Annotated in this window: 14 protein-coding genes, 4 tRNA genes and 1 pseudogene; 12 read left to right on the top strand and 7 right to left on the bottom strand. The window is 57.9% G+C overall.

Annotation, left to right across the window (positions count from 1 at the left end):
• Positions 1 to 758 precede the first annotated feature (758 nt).
• Complete coding sequence (locus KJF94_RS19050; protein WP_214377883.1) at positions 759 to 1,517, bottom strand: hypothetical protein; 759 nt, start codon at positions 1,515 to 1,517, stop codon at positions 759 to 761.
• 394 nt (positions 1,518 to 1,911) lie between these two features.
• Between KJF94_RS19050 and KJF94_RS19045 the strand changes: the two genes are divergently transcribed.
• The 5 genes from KJF94_RS19045 to KJF94_RS19025 all read left to right on the top strand — a co-directional run bounded on the left by KJF94_RS19045 (position 1,912) and on the right by KJF94_RS19025 (position 3,688).
• A tRNA-Glu gene (locus KJF94_RS19045) sits at positions 1,912 to 1,987 on the top strand.
• Between the two features lie 4 nt (positions 1,988 to 1,991).
• A tRNA-Gly gene (locus KJF94_RS19040) sits at positions 1,992 to 2,067 on the top strand.
• A 104-nt stretch (positions 2,068 to 2,171) separates the two neighbouring features.
• Positions 2,172 to 2,247 (top strand) — tRNA-Glu (locus tag KJF94_RS19035).
• 3 nt (positions 2,248 to 2,250) lie between these two features.
• A tRNA-Gly gene (locus KJF94_RS19030) sits at positions 2,251 to 2,326 on the top strand.
• Between the two features lie 399 nt (positions 2,327 to 2,725).
• Complete coding sequence (locus KJF94_RS19025; protein ID WP_214377881.1) at positions 2,726 to 3,688, top strand: zeta toxin family protein; 963 nt, start codon at positions 2,726 to 2,728, stop codon at positions 3,686 to 3,688.
• 87 nt (positions 3,689 to 3,775) lie between these two features.
• Here KJF94_RS19025 and KJF94_RS19020 read toward each other — a convergent pair whose 3' ends face one another.
• From KJF94_RS19020 to KJF94_RS19010, 3 genes are all read right to left on the bottom strand, one after another.
• The gene (locus tag KJF94_RS19020) at positions 3,776 to 4,417 is read right to left on the bottom strand and encodes a LysE family translocator (protein ID WP_214377879.1); all 642 of its coding nucleotides are present in this window, start codon (positions 4,415 to 4,417) and stop codon (positions 3,776 to 3,778) included.
• 1 nt (position 4,418) lies between these two features.
• The gene (locus KJF94_RS19015) at positions 4,419 to 5,189 is read right to left on the bottom strand and encodes a 2OG-Fe(II) oxygenase (RefSeq protein ID WP_214377877.1); all 771 of its coding nucleotides are present in this window, start codon (positions 5,187 to 5,189) and stop codon (positions 4,419 to 4,421) included.
• 91 nt (positions 5,190 to 5,280) lie between these two features.
• Positions 5,281 to 5,907, bottom strand: a complete 627-nt coding sequence (locus KJF94_RS19010) for an alanyl-tRNA editing protein (RefSeq protein ID WP_214377875.1) — start codon at positions 5,905 to 5,907, stop codon at positions 5,281 to 5,283.
• A gap of 91 nt (positions 5,908 to 5,998) precedes the next feature.
• Here KJF94_RS19010 and KJF94_RS19005 point away from each other — a divergent pair, with 91 nt between their 5' ends.
• Entirely contained in the window at positions 5,999 to 6,997 is a 999-nt protein-coding gene (locus KJF94_RS19005; protein ID WP_214377873.1) for a LysR family transcriptional regulator, read from the top strand.
• 152 nt (positions 6,998 to 7,149) lie between these two features.
• On the opposite strand, the gene KJF94_RS19000 is transcribed toward KJF94_RS19005, so the two are convergent.
• Both KJF94_RS19000 and KJF94_RS18995 read right to left on the bottom strand, forming a co-directional pair.
• Positions 7,150 to 7,557 carry a PA2817 family protein gene (locus tag KJF94_RS19000; protein WP_027924016.1) on the bottom strand — a complete coding sequence of 136 codons (408 nt, stop codon included), beginning with the start codon at positions 7,555 to 7,557 and terminating at the stop codon, positions 7,150 to 7,152.
• Positions 7,558 to 7,631: 74 nt separating this feature from the next.
• Positions 7,632 to 10,079: an acyl-CoA dehydrogenase gene (locus KJF94_RS18995; protein ID WP_214377871.1), complete on the bottom strand. Its 2,448-nt coding sequence runs from the start codon at positions 10,077 to 10,079 to the stop codon at positions 7,632 to 7,634.
• A gap of 244 nt (positions 10,080 to 10,323) precedes the next feature.
• On the opposite strand from KJF94_RS18995, the gene KJF94_RS18990 reads away from it, so the two are divergent.
• From KJF94_RS18990 to KJF94_RS18970, 5 genes and pseudogenes are all read left to right on the top strand, one after another.
• Positions 10,324 to 10,983, top strand: coding sequence for a transglutaminase-like domain-containing protein (locus KJF94_RS18990; RefSeq protein WP_214377869.1), 660 nt, complete (start codon positions 10,324 to 10,326; stop codon positions 10,981 to 10,983).
• Positions 10,984 to 11,026: 43 nt separating this feature from the next.
• Positions 11,027 to 11,650, top strand: a complete 624-nt coding sequence (locus tag KJF94_RS18985; RefSeq protein ID WP_214377867.1) for a glutathione S-transferase family protein — start codon at positions 11,027 to 11,029, stop codon at positions 11,648 to 11,650.
• 133 nt (positions 11,651 to 11,783) lie between these two features.
• Positions 11,784 to 12,716, top strand: coding sequence for an ABC transporter ATP-binding protein (locus tag KJF94_RS18980; RefSeq protein WP_214377866.1), 933 nt, complete (start codon positions 11,784 to 11,786; stop codon positions 12,714 to 12,716).
• On the top strand, positions 12,713 to 13,492 hold the full coding sequence (locus KJF94_RS18975) for an ABC transporter permease (protein ID WP_214377864.1): 780 nt from the start codon (positions 12,713 to 12,715) through the stop codon (positions 13,490 to 13,492). The genes KJF94_RS18980 and KJF94_RS18975 overlap by 4 nt, the downstream gene beginning before the upstream one ends.
• Before the next feature lie 526 nt (positions 13,493 to 14,018).
• Positions 14,019 to 15,286, top strand: a pseudogene (locus tag KJF94_RS18970) (IS110 family RNA-guided transposase).
• 621 nt (positions 15,287 to 15,907) lie between these two features.
• Here the strand turns inward: KJF94_RS18970 and KJF94_RS18965 are convergent.
• Positions 15,908 to 16,426, bottom strand: coding sequence for a DUF2062 domain-containing protein (locus KJF94_RS18965; protein WP_214377862.1), 519 nt, complete (start codon positions 16,424 to 16,426; stop codon positions 15,908 to 15,910).
• 135 nt (positions 16,427 to 16,561) lie between these two features.
• On the opposite strand from KJF94_RS18965, the gene KJF94_RS18960 reads away from it, so the two are divergent.
• A complete protein-coding gene (locus tag KJF94_RS18960) occupies positions 16,562 to 18,784 on the top strand; it encodes a DNA internalization-related competence protein ComEC/Rec2 (RefSeq protein ID WP_214377860.1) in 2,223 nt (740 codons plus the stop codon).
• The last annotated feature ends 82 nt before the right edge of the window (positions 18,785 to 18,866 follow it).

Here is an 18,866-nt window from a genome sequence, read left to right as displayed (position 1 = left end):
TTTGTAGGAGCCGAGCTTGCTCGCGAAGGCGGCCTGACAGCCGACCTGTTCTCGTGGATGTACCGAAATCCCTGTGGGAGCTGGCCTGCCAGCGATGGCGGCCCAACAGCCGACCCGTTCTTTTGGATGTACCCGGAACCCCTGTGGGAGCTGGCCTGCCAGCGATGGCGGCCCGACAGCCGACCTGTTCTTTTGGATGTACCCGGAATCCCTGTGGGAGCTGGCCTGCCAGCGATGGCGGCCCGACAGCCGACCTGTTCTTTTGGATGTCCCCGGAACCCCTGTGGGAGCTGGCTTGCCAGCGATGGCGGCCCGACAGCCGACCTGTTCTTTAGGATGTCCCCGGAACCCCTGTGGGAGCTGGCCTGCCAGCGATGGCGGCCCGACAGCCGACCTGTTCTTTTGGATGTACCCGGAATCCCTGTGGGAGCTGGCCTGCCAGCGATGGCGGCCCAACAGCCGACCCGTTCTTTTGGATGTACCCGGAACCCCTGTGGGAGCTGGCCTGCCAGCGATGGCGGCCTGACAGCCGACCTGTTCTCGTGGATGTATCCGGAACCCCTGTGGGAGCTGGCCTGCCAGCGATGGCGGCCCGACAGCCGACCTGTTCTTTTGGATGTACCCGGAACCCCTGTGGGAGCTGGCTTGCCTGCGATGACGACCTGGCAGCAGACCAATCTTCCCAGGATGTACTAGCAGATAAATCTCAGCGCAAAAAAAAACCACCTCTTCAGGTGGTTTCTTCTCAACGGTGCTGATCAGTCGTAAATCACTTTCTTCTTCCAGTCCGCATCCGCCTCGACGTCTTTGAGGCCTTCGGTCAACTGGTTCACTTCGCCTTCAACCGGCGCAATGTTGTCCATGACTTGTGCGTTGGCACGGGCCAGGAGTTTTTCCAGGTATTCGAGCTGTTCGGCGTAGACCTGAGGTTCCTGCTGTTTACGCAGGTATTGCACGCCGCGTTCGAATGCCAGGCGAGCCTGGCCAGGCTGGTTCTGTTGCAGGGAGTGCTGGCCGAGGTTGTTGAAGAACTCGATGTGCAGCAGGACCAGAATGTGGCGAACTTCGCGGATCCAGCGTTTGGCTTCGTTGGTCGGCAGGAAGCCATCCTGTGCGGCGCGGGTGATCTGGCCGTGCAGGGCTTCGAGCAGGAAGCGTACGTCCTTGGCTTTGGCTTCGGTCTGGATCGGTGCTGGCGGGTTGTTGATCGGGATCGACTCGCCCTGGGCAACCAGGGTGTTCAGTTCACTGATTCGCACCTTGAGGTTGGCACTGGACTTTTCGAGGTTCAACAGGCGCTGGCAGACGTTCAGTTCCAGGCGGGTCAGCAACAGCTTGAGAGCCGGTGTCATCAGCTGGCCGGGAAAGGTCTCGGTGATTTCGCCGCAGCGGCGCAGGCGGTCGTTGAGTTCAACCTTGGTGCGGGCCCTTTCCAGTTTATTGTTTTCCACCACATGGTTCATGTACCCAATGGCGATCAATAGTGCGATCCCGGCTACGACTAGCAGGGTGATCATGAGTGGTGTCACCGGTAAGACCTCTTTATGGGATTCGCGTGCGAGTGTAGTGGCTTGGCATGGGAGCGCATAGGGCCGCTCGACGGGTTGGATCGAACATCCTTCAGTCTGTATCGACCGCAACGCTGCTTATATAAGTAATAGCGTGTGAGGTGCACATTGCCATCATCTGCTGCGTGGGGTGGACTATAACGTCTTGGCGGGTGTCAGAATATAGGCGTCAAACCCCGGACGACCAAAAAGCCGTATTCACCGCCCAAAGCAGGGCGAAGTCATTGATTTAAATAAATTTATATCTGGGGGTTGACGACCCCTCAATCCATCCATAGAATGCGCGCCACTTACAGCGTAAAGCACACAGCGAAACGCGGTAGGGAGTGAATGTTGTACGTGTGTCCCCTTCGTCTAGTGGCCTAGGACACCGCCCTTTCACGGCGGTAACAGGGGTTCGAGTCCCCTAGGGGACGCCAATATGCGGGAATAGCTCAGTTGGTAGAGCACGACCTTGCCAAGGTCGGGGTCGCGAGTTCGAGTCTCGTTTCCCGCTCCAATTTTAAACAGCGTTGCTTTCGGGCAGGGCTGAGTGAAACCAGAACCAAGTCTTCGGATGCGGCTCTGGGCACCGAAACACACACCATGTGTTCCGGGCAGCGTGTCCCCTTCGTCTAGTGGCCTAGGACACCGCCCTTTCACGGCGGTAACAGGGGTTCGAGTCCCCTAGGGGACGCCATTTGCGGGAATAGCTCAGTTGGTAGAGCACGACCTTGCCAAGGTCGGGGTCGCGAGTTCGAGTCTCGTTTCCCGCTCCAAATTCACAAAAACGCCGCTCATTGAGCGGCGTTTTTGTTTGCGCGAGATTTGTATCCGAGCCAGCAAAAAAAGGCCCGCCAGGACTGAGCAGGCCTTTTTTTGCGTTTTGTTAATGCCTCGTTACGACGTCCTGCGGTGAGGCTTACCCAAACCAGGTCCGCTCGTTATCAAGTTCGTACTTAGGCAGTGTGCGGGAAAGTTCAGAAACAGAAATTTGATGAATGTACTTGATGATCTTCAATCAATATTTGATCGAAAACCCAAAATCCGAAATGGAATTTGATGCGGAAAATTTCCGACATTTAAGGAATTGTTTGCATCCTGTAGTTGGCTTGACATGATTTTGTTGTCGCTGTTAAACATAGCTGAAATTAACTGCTACACAAGAGATGAGAGTGATGGGTGTTTCGATTGGGTTGTTAAGCACGGCCGCTGCCGCAAAGTCGATTACTACAGAATCTGGGCCAGAGAACGGCTTGCCAAGCAGGGTTGCGTGTGTAATGAACAGGAGTAATAGCTTTCACGCTCTTAGGCAAATACCAGTTACTTCGGATCCAAGGAAGCTAGAGCCGCTCACTGATGCAGAAAATAAAAATTTATTGGTTTCGGTAATAAAGGAGCTTGCAGGGAATGCAAAACCTCAGCAAGAACCGGTGGTACATATAATTACAGGTCAAATGGGGGCGGGAAAATCAACGGTAACGAACAATATTTCGGCCAAGCTCGACGGCGACTGTCTGGTTATTGACTATGATGAACTCAAACAATTTATCCCGGGATACACTGAAGAGGCTTCCAAAGGCTACCCGGGAACCGTCCCTGGATGTAAGGAAACAGCGCGTTATCTGGTCGATGGGCTAAGAAATCATGGGTTTGAAAATCGACTGAATATGGTAATACAGGAGTCTATAAATGGCAGGGATGAGGAAATGTATAAATTGGCCGAAGCTTGTAAAGAAAATAATTTCCGTGTTTCTCTGACAGTTCTCGCTGTTGATAAGGCTACCAGTACGCTGGGTATACTCTCAAGATACGAGTCCGCATTGAAAAGTATTAATGTTGGAGCGGAAACTCTAGGTGGGGCAAGAAGAACCCCCGCCGCCTATCATGACGATGCATATAAGAGTTTGGTCGATGCGAGGAAGTTTGAAAGGCTGATGCCTAATTTAGATGAGATTATCGTTAGCGGAAGAAATGGTGAGGCGTTTTATCAGTCTTCTACCGATTTTTCACCTGAGGAAATAGTCGGAGCTATTGAGCTAGGGAGAAATAACACCCAGAGCAATCGTGCTGAGCTGTTTGATCGCCTGCAACGGGATGTTGAGTTTAATGCGAGTTACAAAAACCCAGAACTGAAGTAGCAGAGACTCTACAGCACGTCATCAGTTTTACGCCATTAAAAGGTCCGCAATTAAACAGCGCGGACCTTTTTTGCATTTAAGGCGAATTCACATCGACAGAATTAACCTGCCCGCGAACAGAATTAAAATCACCCCCATGGTGCGTTCAAACCAGTGCCCCATGCGCATGAACAGCACGCGCACACGACTGCTGGAGAAGAACAGCGCGACGATCACAAACCACAACGCGTTCACGAAACACATCCAGACGCCATAGAGCGCCTGAATGTTGAGCGGTGTCGTAGCGCTGATGAGGGTGGTGAAGATCGCCAGGAAAAACAGCGTGGCCTTGGGATTGGTAGCATTCGTCAGGAACCCGGTGGTGAACGCCTTCAGCAGCGTTTGCTCGACCATCGGTTCGTCTGCGTCCTTTTCGCCCTCCAGCACCGATTTGGGTTGGCTGCGCAACAGGCTGACGCCGAGGTACAGGATGTAGGCGCCGCCCACGACCTTGGCCACCGTCAACAGCCAGGGCGTGGTGTGCATCAATGCGCCAACGCCGAGCAAGGTGTAAAGCACATGCACGGAAATGCCCGCGCCGATGCCGAGCGCCGTACAGATCCCCACCCCTCGACCGAAACGCACGCTCTGGCGGATGGTGACTGCGAAGTCCGGCCCCGGTGCGACCACGGCCAGAAAGTGAATCGTCGCCAGCGCCAGGAACTCGCCCAGGTAATTCGAATACTGCATCTCAACTCCAGAACGTAAGGGGTGAAGCATTGCCGCGATAGCCGACAAAGAATGAAAGGCTCAAGCGCGGATCGGCCACACCCGGTGTCACCGAGTGCATGCAGCGCGAATTGAACATGATGAAATCACCCGGCTCGGGACAGACCTCCAGGGACGGGGTACCGAGCAGCGCTGGATCGATGCCGTAACTGTCGCCGCGCATTTCGTCGAACTGGTCCGGGGAAATGTCGTGGTCCCACATCTGCAGTGCGCCGCCCTCGGTGGGCATGTTCAGGTAAACATTGCAGGCGAACTGCGCGTCGAGGCTTTTGGCCTGAAAACTGTCCGGGGCGTCCTTGGCGAAAATGTCGTGGTGGGCCAGAAAACACACGCCCGGTTTCACCACACGGGACAGTCCGACATACATCTTGCGACCGTAGAGGTTTTCCAGATGGGCACCCGCGGGCCAGGACTCATCGAGCATGCAACGCAAGGTGTCGACCGGGGACGAATAGGGCGCGCAACGATTGCGTAATTCCGCGATGTTGCGCGTGGCGCGCTCGAAATAATCCTCGATCAGCAGTGGCTGGTTTTCCGCTTCATAAAATGCCATGCCGATTCGACCGATGCTCGGCGCGTTGATATAGCCTTCAAAGCCGGGCGCGAGAATTTTGTCGCCGATCTGAATCGCCAGCGGCGGGGGCAGGAAGCCTTTGACCCGGATGGCGAGGACTTCTTCGTTGGCCAGTTTTTTTATGCACGTCTCATCGAGACGCTCGACGTCAAGCATCATGGTTCAGGTCCATCTATCGGATAGTCAACGGAACCCGCGAATGCAGGTTCCCCGGCGCCAGGCGAGGCCGGAATCGGCATCGCCCACTTGCTCAATCCACGCTGTAGTGGACTGACAGCGTTCCTTTCTTCTGCGAAACAGAAGCGATCGTGACCGTACCCAAATCCTTCAGGCTACGTACATGGGTGCCGCCACAGCCGTAGGCGGGCAGTTCACCGAAACCGATTTCCCGGGCGCCTTCGCGCAGCGAGGTCAGACGCGGCAGGTCATGGGCGATCCATTGTTCAATGCCGAACTCGACGGTCCGGGCATCAACTTCCTGTGCTGAATCCGTCGGTTTGAACTGCACACGTCCTTCGCCCGGCCAGTGATGAGCCTTGATCGGCATCCAGCCCATGGCCTGTACGAAATGGCCGATCAAATGGCCGGCGGAATGCATCCGTGTATTGAACTGACGACGTGGTTCATCGACGCGAATCTGGGTCATGCCGGGGTTTACCGGGCGGTCGACGAAATGGATGATCCGGTCCGGATCCTGGACCACGCGCAAGACCTCGCTTTCGCCTATCCAGCCGGTGTCAAACGGCTGTCCACCGCCCTGAGGGTGAAACAGTGTTGCGCGCAACTCCACGGCGAACTCGTTCTCGTGAGGCGTGCATTCCAGTACTTCCACGTTGGCCTTGAGGTCATCACTATGGAAAAAGAGGCGTAGCGTCATATTCCATGCCCTCATTAAAGTTTCTGTTTTTTATTATATGAAGCGTGGAATTGCGTGATAATCCGTTCAAACATCAAAGGACTGTTGCACCGTGAGCACAAATCTTCCACTGCCGTTGCTGGGTGAAATGGCGATTTTCGTCAAGGTTGTCGAGACCGGAAGCTTCTCCGAAGCGGCGCGTCAGTTGGGCTCTTCACCGTCGGCGATCAGTCGCAGCATTTCGCGTCTGGAGAAGGCGCTCGCCACGCGCCTGCTGCAACGCACAACGCGCAAGCTGCGGCTGAGCGACGGTGGCGAGGAAGTATTCAAGCGCTGCCAGGAGATGGTGAGCGCGGCCAAATCAGTGATGGAAATCAGTGGCCAGTTCACCCATGAAGCGGAAGGGCTGGTGCGAGTCAGTGTGCCCAAAGCCGTAGGGCGATTCGTGATTCATCCGCATATGCCGGAATTTCTGCGGCGCTATCCCAAAGTGGATGTGGAACTGTTGCTCGAAGACCGCCAGGTGGATTTGATCGATGACAACGTTGATCTGGCGATTCGTATTACCGACCGTCCACCGGCTGGGCTGGTGGGACGGCAATTGCTGACCATCGACCATTTGCTCTGCGCAACACCGCAGTACCTGGCCGAGCACGGCACACCGACTCATCCCCACGACTTGCTCAACCACAGCTGCATTTACCTGGGTGAAACGCCGAGTGATGCGCGATGGAAATTCAAGAAAGGCACCAAGGCTGTCACCGTCGGAGTGCGCGGGCGTTATGCCGCCAATCACACCGGCGTGCGATTGGGCGCGGTGTTGCAGCACATCGGGATTGGCAGTTTGCCGTACTTCACGGCGCGTTATGCGCTGGAGCAGGGTTTGATTGTGCAGGTGCTGCCGGACTGGACGTTTCTGGCGTCGTACCACGGCGGTGCGTGGCTGCTGCACTCGCCGACCCGTTACATGCCGCCGAAGCTGCGGGTGTTGATCGATTATCTGGTGGAGTGTCTGGAGAAGGAGCCGACGTTGAGCAAACCGGGCAAGCCTGGTGCGTTGGGTAAGGTTGCGGCGGAGTATGAGCTACCTGAAAGTGATGGGTTGCTCTGACGGACGCCTTCGCGGGCAAGCCTCGCTCTTACACTTGTAGGAGCGAGGCTTGCCCGCGATGGCGCCTGACCAGACACCACATCACTTGGCAATGCCATAAAAAAGGCCCGCATGAATAACCATGCGGGCCTTTTTGCATTTCTGATCAGCTATCAGTGCTTGCTGTCATCGTTCGACATCGCCAGCAGCTGTTTTTCCTGATTCCAGTCGAACGGCTCATCGTTCTGTTCCGCTTCGAAACGACGTTCTTCCAGCGCCTGGTACAAGTCGATTTCATCATCGGGCATGTAATGCAGGCAATCACCGGCGAAGTACCACAGCAGGTCGCGCGGGACCAGGTGGGCGATTTGCGGGTAACGGGTGATCACCTGGCACAGAATGTCCTGGCCCAGGTATTGGCTTTCGATCGGGTCGACCGGCAGCAAAGCACGCAGCTCATCGAAGCGCTCCAGGAACAAGGCATGGCTTTCTTCGGGAACCTGTTCGGCCTCACCCACGGCGACCAGGATGCTGCGCAAGTGGTCAAGCAAGACGAGATGATCGGCAACGACGTTGGACACGAGATAAGTCCTCAAGAGCAAAACGGGCGCGGGAGTATAAAGCTCCCGCGCTCCTTTTTACATGACTGGCTGGATCAGCGGACTTTTCCTGCCGCCAGCGTCAGCTCCTCTTTGTCGAAATCATCGACATCGATCACCTTGCGCCGCGCCACTTCCGCCTCCCGCAGTTTTTGCGCTTCTACCGGCTGCAATACGCCAGCCTCCAGCGCGGCATCGATGGCATTTTCCCCGGCAACCGGTTTGACCTGACCGCTTTTGAGCGCCACATGCAGTTTTTTCTGCACGGCCTGTGCCGCGTCCAGCAAGTCGCAGGCGTGTTGCAGGGCACCGACGGCGTCATCCGCCGATTGCGGACGGAAGCACCCACCGAGCAATTCCTCGAGGGTCGGATCGCCTTTGGCCCGGCCAATCACTGCGGCCACTTCGGCACCGAGCTTGTCCGATGGCCCTTTGTGCCGACGACCGAACGGGAACACGATCACCCGCAGCAGGCAACCCAGCACCTTGTTCGGGAAGTTGGTCAGCAACTCATCCAGCGCACGTTCCGACTGACCCAGGCTTTCTTCCATGGCCCAGGTAAACAGCGGCGCCATGTGCCCGGGTGAATCAAGGTCGTGGTAACGCTTGAGCGCGGCGGAAGCGAGGTACAAGTTGCTGAGCACATCCCCCAGACGCGCCGACAGGCGTTCGCGACGTTTGAGCTCACCGCCGAGCAGCATCATGCTCAAGTCAGCGAGCATGGCGAACGCAGCAGCCTGCCGGTTGAGCGCACGGAAGTAGCCTTGGCTGAGCTTGTCTCCCGGAGCATGTTCGAAGTGACCGAAACCAAGGTTCAGCACCAACGTGCTGGCAGCATTGCCCACGGCAAAACCGATGTGTTTGAGCAGCAGGCCATCGAACTCGGTGAGGGCCTGATCCTTGTCTTCACGACCGGCGAGGGCCATTTCCTTCAGGACGAAGGGATGGCAGCGAATCGCGCCCTGGCCGAAGATCATCAGGTTGCGCGAGAGGATGTTCGCACCTTCCACGGTGATGAAGATCGGCGCGCCATTCCAGCTGCGACCGAGGTAATTGTTCGGCCCCATGATGATTGCCTTGCCGCCATGAACATCCATGGCGTGGCTGATGCACTCGCGGCCGCGCTCGGTGAGGTGATACTTGAGAATCGCCGACAGCACCGACGGTTTCTCGCCAAGGTCCACCGCGTTGGCGGTGAGCATCCGCGCCGCGTCCATCATCCAGGCGTTGCCGCCGATGCGCGCCATGGCTTCCTGAATACCTTCAAACGCCGACAGCCGCACGTTGAACTGCTCACGAATCTGCGCGTACTGACCGGTCACCAGGCTGGTGAACTTGGCCGCGCCGGTACCGACCGCAGGCAATGAAATCGAGCGCCCGACCGACAGGCAGTTCATCAGCATCATCCAGCCTTTGCCGAGCATGTCCTGGCCGCCGATGAGGAAGTCCAGTGGAATGAACACGTCCTTGCCGGAGTTCGGGCCGTTCATGAAGGCAGCGCCCAATGGCAGGTGACGACGGCCGATTTCAACACCGGCGGTGTCGGTCGGGATCAGCGCCAGGCTGATGCCCAGGTCTTCTTCATCGCCCAACAGGTGATCCGGGTCATACGCCTTGAACGCCAGGCCGAGGAGGGTGGCCACCGGCCCGAGCGTGATGTAACGCTTTTCCCAGTTCAGGCGCAGACCGAGGGTTTCCTTGCCTTCCCATTCGCCTTTGCAGATCACCCCGGTGTCGGGCATCGAACCGGCATCGGAGCCGGCCAGTGGCCCGGTCAATGCGAAGCACGGAATGTCATCGCCGCGTGCCAGACGTGGCAGGTAATGGTTGCGTTGTTCGTCGGTGCCGTAATGCAGCAACAGCTCGGCCGGGCCGAGGGAGTTGGGGACCATCACGGTGGACGCGAGGTCACCGCTGCGGGTCGCCAGTTTCATGGCCACTTGGGAGTGGGCGTAGGCAGAAAAACCCTTGCCGCCATATTCCTTGGGAATGATCAGGGCAAAGAAGCCGTTTTCCTTGATGTGGGCCCAGGCTTCGGCAGGCAGGTCCATGTCTTGCCCGATCTGCCAGTCAGTGACCATCGCGCACAGCTCATCGGTCGGGCCATCAATGAAGGCCTGTTCCTCTTCGGTCAATTGAGCTTTTGGGTAGGACAGCAGTTTGTCCCAGTCCGGCCGGCCGCTGAACAGTTCACCGTCCCACCACACCGTGCCGGCGTCGATGGCATCGCGCTCGGTTTCCGACATCGGCGGCAGGGTTTTCTGGAACCAGTTGAACAGCGGCGCGCTGAAGTATTTACGGCGCAGGTCGGGCAGCAACAAAGGCGCCGCAACCGCCGCGATCAACACCCACAGCACCAGCAGCAACCAGCCTGGCGCGCGGCTGAAGGCGCCCATTGCCACCACGTAAACGGCAACGATGCACAGGGCGGGCAGCGGGGCGATACGGCGGTGGGCTAAATACGCAATCCCGACAACCAGAACCAGTATCCACAACAGCAGCATATTTAATCCTCCGTGAAACAAGGGCAAAAACAACCTTCAGAGCTTAGACGGCATCCGCAAAACAGGGTGGTCAGAGCGATGTGATTGAAATCGTGGGAAACTTCGATGAGCTTTGCAGGACCGGTTGGTACCGGGCCAGATCGTTCGTTGGGCGGGCGGCTAAGCGTCCATGTTTGGCCGAAACGTCGTTATCTCTGTGCTGAACCTGTCGTTAGACTCGTGGCTTCCTCAGGAGATTGTTCTCATGCACGAGTATCTGCGTCCCGGCCGCTTCATCGATAGTGACCACCCGTCGGTGGTGGAGTTCGCCGAAAAACATCGTGGCAGCCGTCGCGACCCGCTCGAGCAGGCCATCAATCTCTATTACGCGGTGCGCGAGGCCGTGCGTTACAACCCTTATACGTTCAGCCGCGATCCAGACACCTTGCGTGGCAGTTATGCGCTGGCGGCCGGAGAAAGTTATTGCGTGCCCAAAGCCACGCTGCTGGCCGGCGCGGCCCGGCATTGCGGGATTCCCGCGCGGATCGGTCTGGCGGATGTACGCAATCATTTGTCGACCCCGCGTCTGCTGGAATTGCTCAAGAGTGACGTGTTCGCCATGCATGGTTATACAGAGCTGTACCTGAACGATCGCTGGGTCAAAGCCACGCCAGCGTTCAACCAGAAACTCTGCGAACTGTTCAACGTTGCGCCGCTGGAGTTCGACGGGATCAACGACAGTGTTTTCCATCCGTTCAATCGCGACGGCGAGCAATTGATGGAATACCTGATCGATCATGGCCAGTTCACCGACGTGCCGGAAACGTTCTTTTTCGAGCACCTGGAAAAGTGCTACCCGCATCTGTTCAGCGAACAGCTGCCGCCGCTGCTGGGTGACATGCAGAGCGATTTGAGTCGCGCCTGATCCGGCGTATGCTGCCTGCGCATTCATCCATAAAGAGGCGGTCATGCTGAAGATCTGGGGTCGGAAAAATTCGTCGAATGTCAGAAAACCTTTGTGGGCCGCCGAGGAACTGGGCCTGGCCTATGAAGCCATCGATGCGGGCGGCGCCTTTGGTGTCGTCGACACGCCGGAGTACCGCGCGATGAACCCCAACGGCCGCGTACCGGTCATTGAAGACGACGGCTTCGTGCTGTGGGAATCCAACGCCATCGTGCGTTACCTGATGGCCCTTCACGCCAGCGATACCCATTGGTATTCGGCGGATCTGAAGTTGCGCGCCGCTGCTGACAAATGGATGGACTGGACGACTTCAAGTTTTGCCGGCCCATTCCGCACTGTGTTCTGGGGTGTCTTGCGCACACCGGAAGACAAGCAGGACTGGCCGGCCATTCACGCCGCGATCAAGGAATGCAACGATCTGCTGTCGATGGCCGATCAGGCACTGGCGGCCAAACAGTACCTGTCCGGCGATGAAATCGGCATGGGCGACATTCCCCTCGGCAGTTTCATTTATGCCTGGTTCGAGATGCCGATCGAGCGTGCGCCGCAGCCTCATCTGGAAGCCTGGTATGCGCGACTGAAGCAGCGTCCGGCGTATAAAAAAGCCGTCATGACTGCGTTGACTTAATACTCACTATCGACACACTTGACTGTACTTGTGTGGCGGCGACAAGCACCATTGCGCTCATGCGCCGCGGTTGCAGTGTTCGCCGCCCGCCCTTATTGATCCCTTTCTTCCCTTCTTGGTGCATAAATCCGATATGAGTTCCGCTCTGTCCATCCGGCAGCTAACCAAAACCTACGGCAACGGTTTCCAGGCCCTGAGTGGTATCGATCTGGACGTCGCCGAAGGTGACTTTTTCGCTTTGCTCGGCCCGAACGGTGCCGGCAAATCAACGACCATCGGCATTCTCTCGACCCTGGTGAACAAGACCAGTGGCACGGTGAACATCTTCGGCAACGACCTGGACAAGAATCCTGCGCAGCTCAAGCGCTCCATCGGCGTGGTGCCCCAGGAATTCAACTTCAACCAGTTCGAAAAAACCTTCGACATCGTCGTGACCCAGGCGGGTTACTACGGCATCCCGCCGAAAATCGCCAAGGAACGCGCCGAGCAGTACCTGACCCAGCTCGGTCTGTGGGACAAGCGCGATGTGCCTTCGCGTTCGTTGTCCGGCGGCATGAAGCGTCGACTGATGATCGCCCGCGCGCTGGTTCACGAACCGCGCCTGCTGATCCTCGACGAACCGACGGCGGGGGTGGATATCGAACTGCGTCGTTCGATGTGGACGTTCCTGACAGAGCTGAACCAGAAAGGCATCACCATCATCCTCACCACGCACTATCTGGAAGAGGCCGAGCAGTTGTGCCGCAATATCGGCATCATCGATCACGGCACCATCGTCGAGAACACCAGCATGAAACAGCTGCTCGGCCAGCTGCATGTGGAAACCTTCCTGCTCGACACGAAAAACACGCTGAGCGTTGCGCCGCAGTTGCTGGGTTACCCGACCCGGTTGCTCGACGGTCATACCCTGGAGGTCCAGGTCGACAAGTCCATGGGCATCACCGCGCTGTTCACTCAACTGGCGCAGCAGAACATCGAAGTGCTGAGCCTGCGTAACAAAACCAATCGCCTTGAGGAGTTGTTCGTGTCCCTGGTGGAGAAAAATCTGTCAAAGGTGGCGGTATGAGTTCGGAGCTGCAACCCAACCTCGTCGCCCTCAATACCATCGTTTACCGTGAGGTCAAACGCTTCACCCGGATCTGGCCGCAGACGCTGCTGCCGCCGGCGATCACGATGGTTCTGTACTTTGTGATTTTCGGTAATCTGATCGGCCGGCAAATCGGTGACATGGGTGGTTTCACCTACATGGAATACATCGTGCCGGGGCTGATCATGATGTCGGTGATCACCAACTCTTATGGCAACGTGGTGTCGAGTTTCTTCGGCAGCAAGTTCCAGCGTTCCATCGAAGAGTTGATGGTGTCGCCGGTGTCACCGCACACGATTCTGATCGGCTACACCCTGGGCGGCGTGCTGCGCGGGTTGATGGTCGGGCTCATCGTGACGCTGTTGTCGCTGTTCTTCACTCAGTTGCAGGTGCATCACCTGGGCGTGACCATTCTCGTGGTGGTGCTGACGGCGACGATCTTCTCGCTGCTGGGCTTCATCAATGCGGTGTTTGCGCGCAACTTTGATGACATCTCGATCATTCCGACGTTTGTGCTGACGCCGCTGACTTACCTGGGCGGGGTGTTTTACTCGATCTCGTTGTTGCCGCCGTTTTGGCAGACTGTGTCGTTGGCGAACCCGGTGTTGCATATGGTCAATGCGTTCCGGTACGGGATTCTTGGGGTTTCGGATATCCGGATAAGTGTGGCGATTACGTTCATGCTGGTGGCGACGGTTGTGTTGTATGTCGGGTGTGCGCGGTTGTTGGTGAGTGGGCGGGGGATGCGTACTTAAGCCTTTGTGCGGTTTTGGATTTGTGTACATATCCGTTGCTGCGGTAACGACGGCTTATGGTTCCGCTCTTACAGCGGGTCACTTGGAGAAGCGCCAAGTAACCAAGCGCTTTTGCCCCTTTCGTTCGGTGCCTCGCTAAGGCTCGGCATGCCCTCCTTCCGGTCCTGCTCCGTGGGCCCGCCGCCATCGGCCATCCATGGCCGGGGGCGGCTACCGCGGCATCCTTGCCGCGGTGCCCACTGCGCAGAACCGGAACGAAGCCTCTCGATATAGGTTGTCCGTTCCTTTCCTCTTCCATCCTTCGGTGTCTGGAAGTCAGTTTTAATCAAGGAAGGAACATGCACCTGTGGGCTACGAATATGCCTCTCAAGCACGCGATGATTACCTCCTCACCTTCGAGCCCACAGGTGTGCTTGCGCCCTCTAACGAATCCTCAGGGAAAGCCCGACACGGCTCTCTATATCGCTTTCGCTGGACGTAAGCATGCATGTCCCTGCATGTACTTTAGCGCCTGTGGAGGTTGTTGATGGAAACGCTCCTGTCTCAGAAATTTACTGCTTATATCGGAATAGATTGGGCAGATACCAAGCACGACGTGTGTTTGCAGGTCGGTGGGGAAACCCAGCGGCACTTCTCTGTCATCGATCACACGCCCCAATCGATTGATCGTTGGGCAAAATCGATGTTTGAGCGCTACGGCGCTCCGATTGCGATTGCTCTTGAACTCAACAAGGGTCCGTTGGTGGCAGCCCTGCAAAAATACGAGTTCTTCTGCCTGTTTCCGATTAATCCGAGCACCTTGGCCAGACACCGTAAAACCTTTGTCGGCAGCGGTGCCAAGGATGATCCGAGCGATGCTCAATGGGCGCTTGAGCTGTTGCTCACTCATCCCCTACGATTTCCCCAGTTGATGCCGCAAAGTCCAGCCATGCGTATTTTGGCCAGCCTGACAGAACATCGACGTGCACTGGTTGATGAGCGAGTGAAGGTCAGCAACCGCTTGATCTGCACGCTCAAACAGTATTATCCATTGGCCCTGGAGCTGTTTGGCAATCATGACACCGTGGTGTTCTGTGACTTTCTAATGCGCTGGCCCACGCTTGAGCACATCAAGCGTTCTCGCCAGAGTACTTTTCTCAAGTTCTTTAATGAGCACAACGCTCGTCATGCTCAACTCAATCAAACGCGCTGGGAAATCATCACCAAAGCGATGCCTTTGACGCAGGATCCGGGGTGATACGTCCTTCGCAGCTGTACGCGACAGCCTTGGCGTCGCAACTCAAAGGGCTCATTTCCACCATCAAGGATTTTGATCGCGAGATCGAAGAAACGGCCAACACCTTGGCCGATTACCCGATCTTTAAGGCGCTCCCTGGCGCCGGCCAGCATCTTGCGCCGCGCCTGATGGTGGCTTTTGGTGAACAACGTGATCGATTTAGCGACGCCAATGCGATGCAGCGATATGCCGGGATCGCACCGGTTACACAGCGCAGTGGGAAGAAAAAAGTGGTGCATTGGCGCTACCAATGCTCAACGTTCTTGCGCCAGACTTTTGTCGAATGGGCCGCTCACAGCATCACTCAATCAACGTGGGCCGAGGCTTACTATCGGCAGCAGCGGGCAAAAGGATGCTCATACCAAGCGGCGCTGAGAGCACTTGCTTTTAAGTGGATCAGAATCGTCTATCAGTGCTGGAAAACCAGCACTGTCTATGACGAGATGGCTTACTTGCAGGCTTTAACGCGGCGCAGATCAACGTTGGTAGAGGCGCCGATGGAGGTAGTCACAGGTTGACGGACAGGCTCAGGGCGTGAGGGGGCGACTACCGCCACAGCACCGCGAGGCGGCCTTCGGGCCGGTCTGTCGTTTGAAGCGTTTCGCATTCCCCTGTGGGAGCTGGCTTGCCAGCGATGGTCGTTAACGATGACGCGTGCTGCCTGAATGAACGCGGTGCCTGGATGTCCATCGCTGGCAAGCCAGCTCCCACAGGGGATTTTGGGGGGCATTACATTGGTGTTTACCGCCGATGATCCTGACGAACTTCAGGTCGGCTATCAGGCCGCCTCGCTTTGGCTTTGGCTGTTGATCTGGCTTTTGATCTTGATCTGCCCCGTCGGAAGGCCGAGCGCAGGTTCTGCGCAGTGGGCAACCCGGCATGGATGCCGGGTTAGCCGCCCCCGGCCATGGATGGCCGATGGCGGCGGGCCCACGGAGCAGGACCGGAGCGAGGGAATGGCGAGCCATAGCGAGGCACCGTACGTCAGGGGCGCTGGCGCTTGGTTACTTGGCGCTTTTCCAAGTAACCCGCCGTAAGGGTGGAACCAATAGCCGCCGTTACCGAAGAAACGGATATGTCCCCCAATCCAATCCAGTCCACCAAAAAAAAGGCCTCCCAACGCGGAGGCCTTTTAACATTCACAACATCCGCTTTTTCTTCCGCCGAGCCCACTGCCGACTCACCCACCACCGCCAATACATCATCACCAAACAATAGGCGAGGGCGCCCAACACCAGCCCCACCACAACCGAACCCAGCAAAAACGGCTGCCACAGCGTAGAGAGCTCGCCGCTGATCCACTCCCAGGTCAGCTCATCCGGCAGATGACGAGCCGGCACATCCATCAGCCACGCCCCAGTCTGATAGGTACAAAAAAACACCGCAGGCATGGTAATCGGGTTGGTCAGCCACACCAGACTGACAGCAATCGGCATGTTGCCGCGAACGACGATGGCGAGGATAGCCGCCACCAGCATCTGCAACGGAATCGGCAGGAACGCCGCAAACAAACCAACAGCCATGGCCCGCGCAACCGAGTGACGGTTGAGGTGCCAGAGGTTCGGGTCATGCAGCAGAGTGCCGAGAAAGCGTAAGGATTTGTGTTCCCTGATGCTGGTCGGGTCTGGCATGTAACGTTTGAATAAGCGCCGGGGCATAGGGCTTCTCGGTCGGTTAAGGCGGCAAGTATGTCTGGATTCTATGAGCTGCCCATTCAGACTTTGTGACAATTAATAACGATGCACGTGCCGTGAGCCGGCTATGCCTAGGAGGGGACTCTCAAGGACGGGCGTATGCGCACAGGGATGATGGCGCTGGCGTTGGGCCTGCTGGCCCTGCGTTTTTTGCCGGTATTACCGCCGGTCTGGTTATGGCTGGTGTTGCCCGTAATGGGATTGATGGCACTGCCGTTCCGCACGTATCCATTGGCGTTCTTTCTGTTCGGCTTCAGTTGGGCGGGCGCGAATGCACAGTGGGCGCTGGACGATCGTTTGTCGGCGAATCTCGATGGTGAAACGCGCTGGGTCGAAGGCCGGGTGACGGGATTGCCGCAGAATAATGACGGGGTTGTGCGTTTCGAACTGACGGACGCCCGGTCGCGACAGGCAAAGGTGCCGTCACTGATGCGTCTGGCCTGGTATGACGGACCACCGGTCAACAGTGGCGAACGCTGGCGGCTGGCAGTGAAACTGAAGCGTCCTGCCGGGCTGCTCAATCCCCATGCCTTCGATTACGACGCCTGGCTGCTGGCGCAACGCATCGGTGCAACCGGAACCGTCAAGGATGGCCAGCGTCTTGCTGAAGCCCGGTGGGCCTGGCGCGACGGCATCCGGCAACGCTTGCAAGCCGTGGACGCTCAGGGGCGAACCGGTGCACTGACGGCGCTGGTGCTGGGGGATGGCGCCGGACTCAGTCGCGAGGACTGGCAGGTGTTGCAAGACACCGGCACCGTGCACCTGTTGGTGATTTCCGGGCAGCACGTCGGTCTGCTGGCAGGCGTGGTGTATCTGCTGATCGCCGGGCTGGCGCGCTACGGTATGTGGCCGAATCGCTTGCCCTGGCTGCCATGGGCGTGCGGATTGGCATTCGCCGCAGCCCTTGGTTACGGACTGCTGGCAGGATTCGAAGTGCCGGTGCGGCGAGCCTGCGTGATGATCGGGCTGGTGCTGTTGTGGCGCCTGCGATTTCGCCACCTCGGTGCCTGGTGGCCGTTGTTGCTGGCGCTCAACGCGGTGCTGTTGCTGGATCCGCTGGCGAGTCTGCAACCGGGTTTCTGGTTGTCCTTCGCGGCGGTGGCGGTGTTGATCTTCACCTTCGGCGGGCGCCTCGGCCCTTGGCGATGGTGGCAAACCTGGACCCGCGCTCAATGGCTGATAGCAATCGGCCTGGGCCCGTTGCTGCTGGTGCTCGGATTGCCGATCAGTCTCAGCGGGCCGGTCGCCAATCTGCTGGCGGTGCCCTGGATCAGTTTGCTGGTATTGCCGCCGGCCTTGCTGGGAACCCTGTTGTTGCCGCTGCCATATGTGGGCGAGGGGTTGCTTTGGTTGGCGGGTGGGCTGATCGACTGGCTGTTCAAGGGCCTTGGGTTAATGGCCGGTCAATTGCCCGCGTGGGTGCCTGTGGCGATTCCATTGTGTACATGGGCGCTGGGCACCCTCGGCGCGTTTCTGCTGTTGATGCCGCGCGGCGTACCGCTGCGCCCATTGGGTTGGCCGCTGTTGCTGTTGCTGGTTTTTCCTCCTCGGCCACTGTTGCCAGAGGGGATCGCCGAAGTCTGGCAACTGGATGTTGGCCAGGGGTTGGCGATCCTGGTGCGAACCCGCCATCACACGCTGTTGTATGACGCCGGCCCGCGCTTCGGCGACTTCGACCTCGGCGAACGAGTGGTGCTGCCCACCTTGCGCAAACTGGGCGTGGGCGGACTCGACCTGATGTTGCTCAGCCACGCCGACGCCGATCACGCCGGCGGTGCGCGAGCGGTTGCCCATGGTTTGCCGGTGACGCGAGTGCTCAGCGGCGATCCCGAGGCGCTACCCGTCGAACTGCACGCCGAGGCCTGCGAGAGTGGCCGGCAATGGACTTGGGACGATGTGAGGTTTCAGCTCTGGCAATGGCCTTCCGCCTCGGACAGCAATCAAAAATCCTGCGTCCTGCAGATCGAAGCCAATGGCGAGCGCTTGCTGCTGACGGGTGATATTGACAGCGCTGCCGAACGAGCCCTGCTCGACAGTCCGCTGGCCGTGCCCACTGACTGGTTGCAGGCGCCGCACCACGGCAGCCGCAGTTCGTCGTCAATGGCGCTGCTCGCCGCGTTGCAGCCCAAAGCGGTGCTGATCTCGCGCGGCAACGGCAATTCCTTCGGCCACCCGCATCCCACCGTCATGGCTCGCTATATAAAGCGCGGCATGGCGATCCATGACAGCGTCGAGCAGGGCGCCATTCGTCTGCAGCTCGGACGCTTCAAGCCAGCGTCGACGATGCGTCAGGAACGGCGTTTCTGGCGTTCCATGCCATAACCGAGCGTTATTAAAGCCCGACCGGATGCGACATCACGGTCTTCGGTGCGCCGACCCCCTATGTTAGAGTGGCGCACTTTTT

Origin of the sequence: Pseudomonas hormoni (assembly GCF_018502625.1) — a bacterium.
Lineage (GTDB): Bacteria > Pseudomonadota > Gammaproteobacteria > Pseudomonadales > Pseudomonadaceae > Aquipseudomonas > Aquipseudomonas hormoni.
Note: the sequence above shows the minus strand (reverse complement) of the source record. Positions and strands in the feature narration are given on the sequence as shown.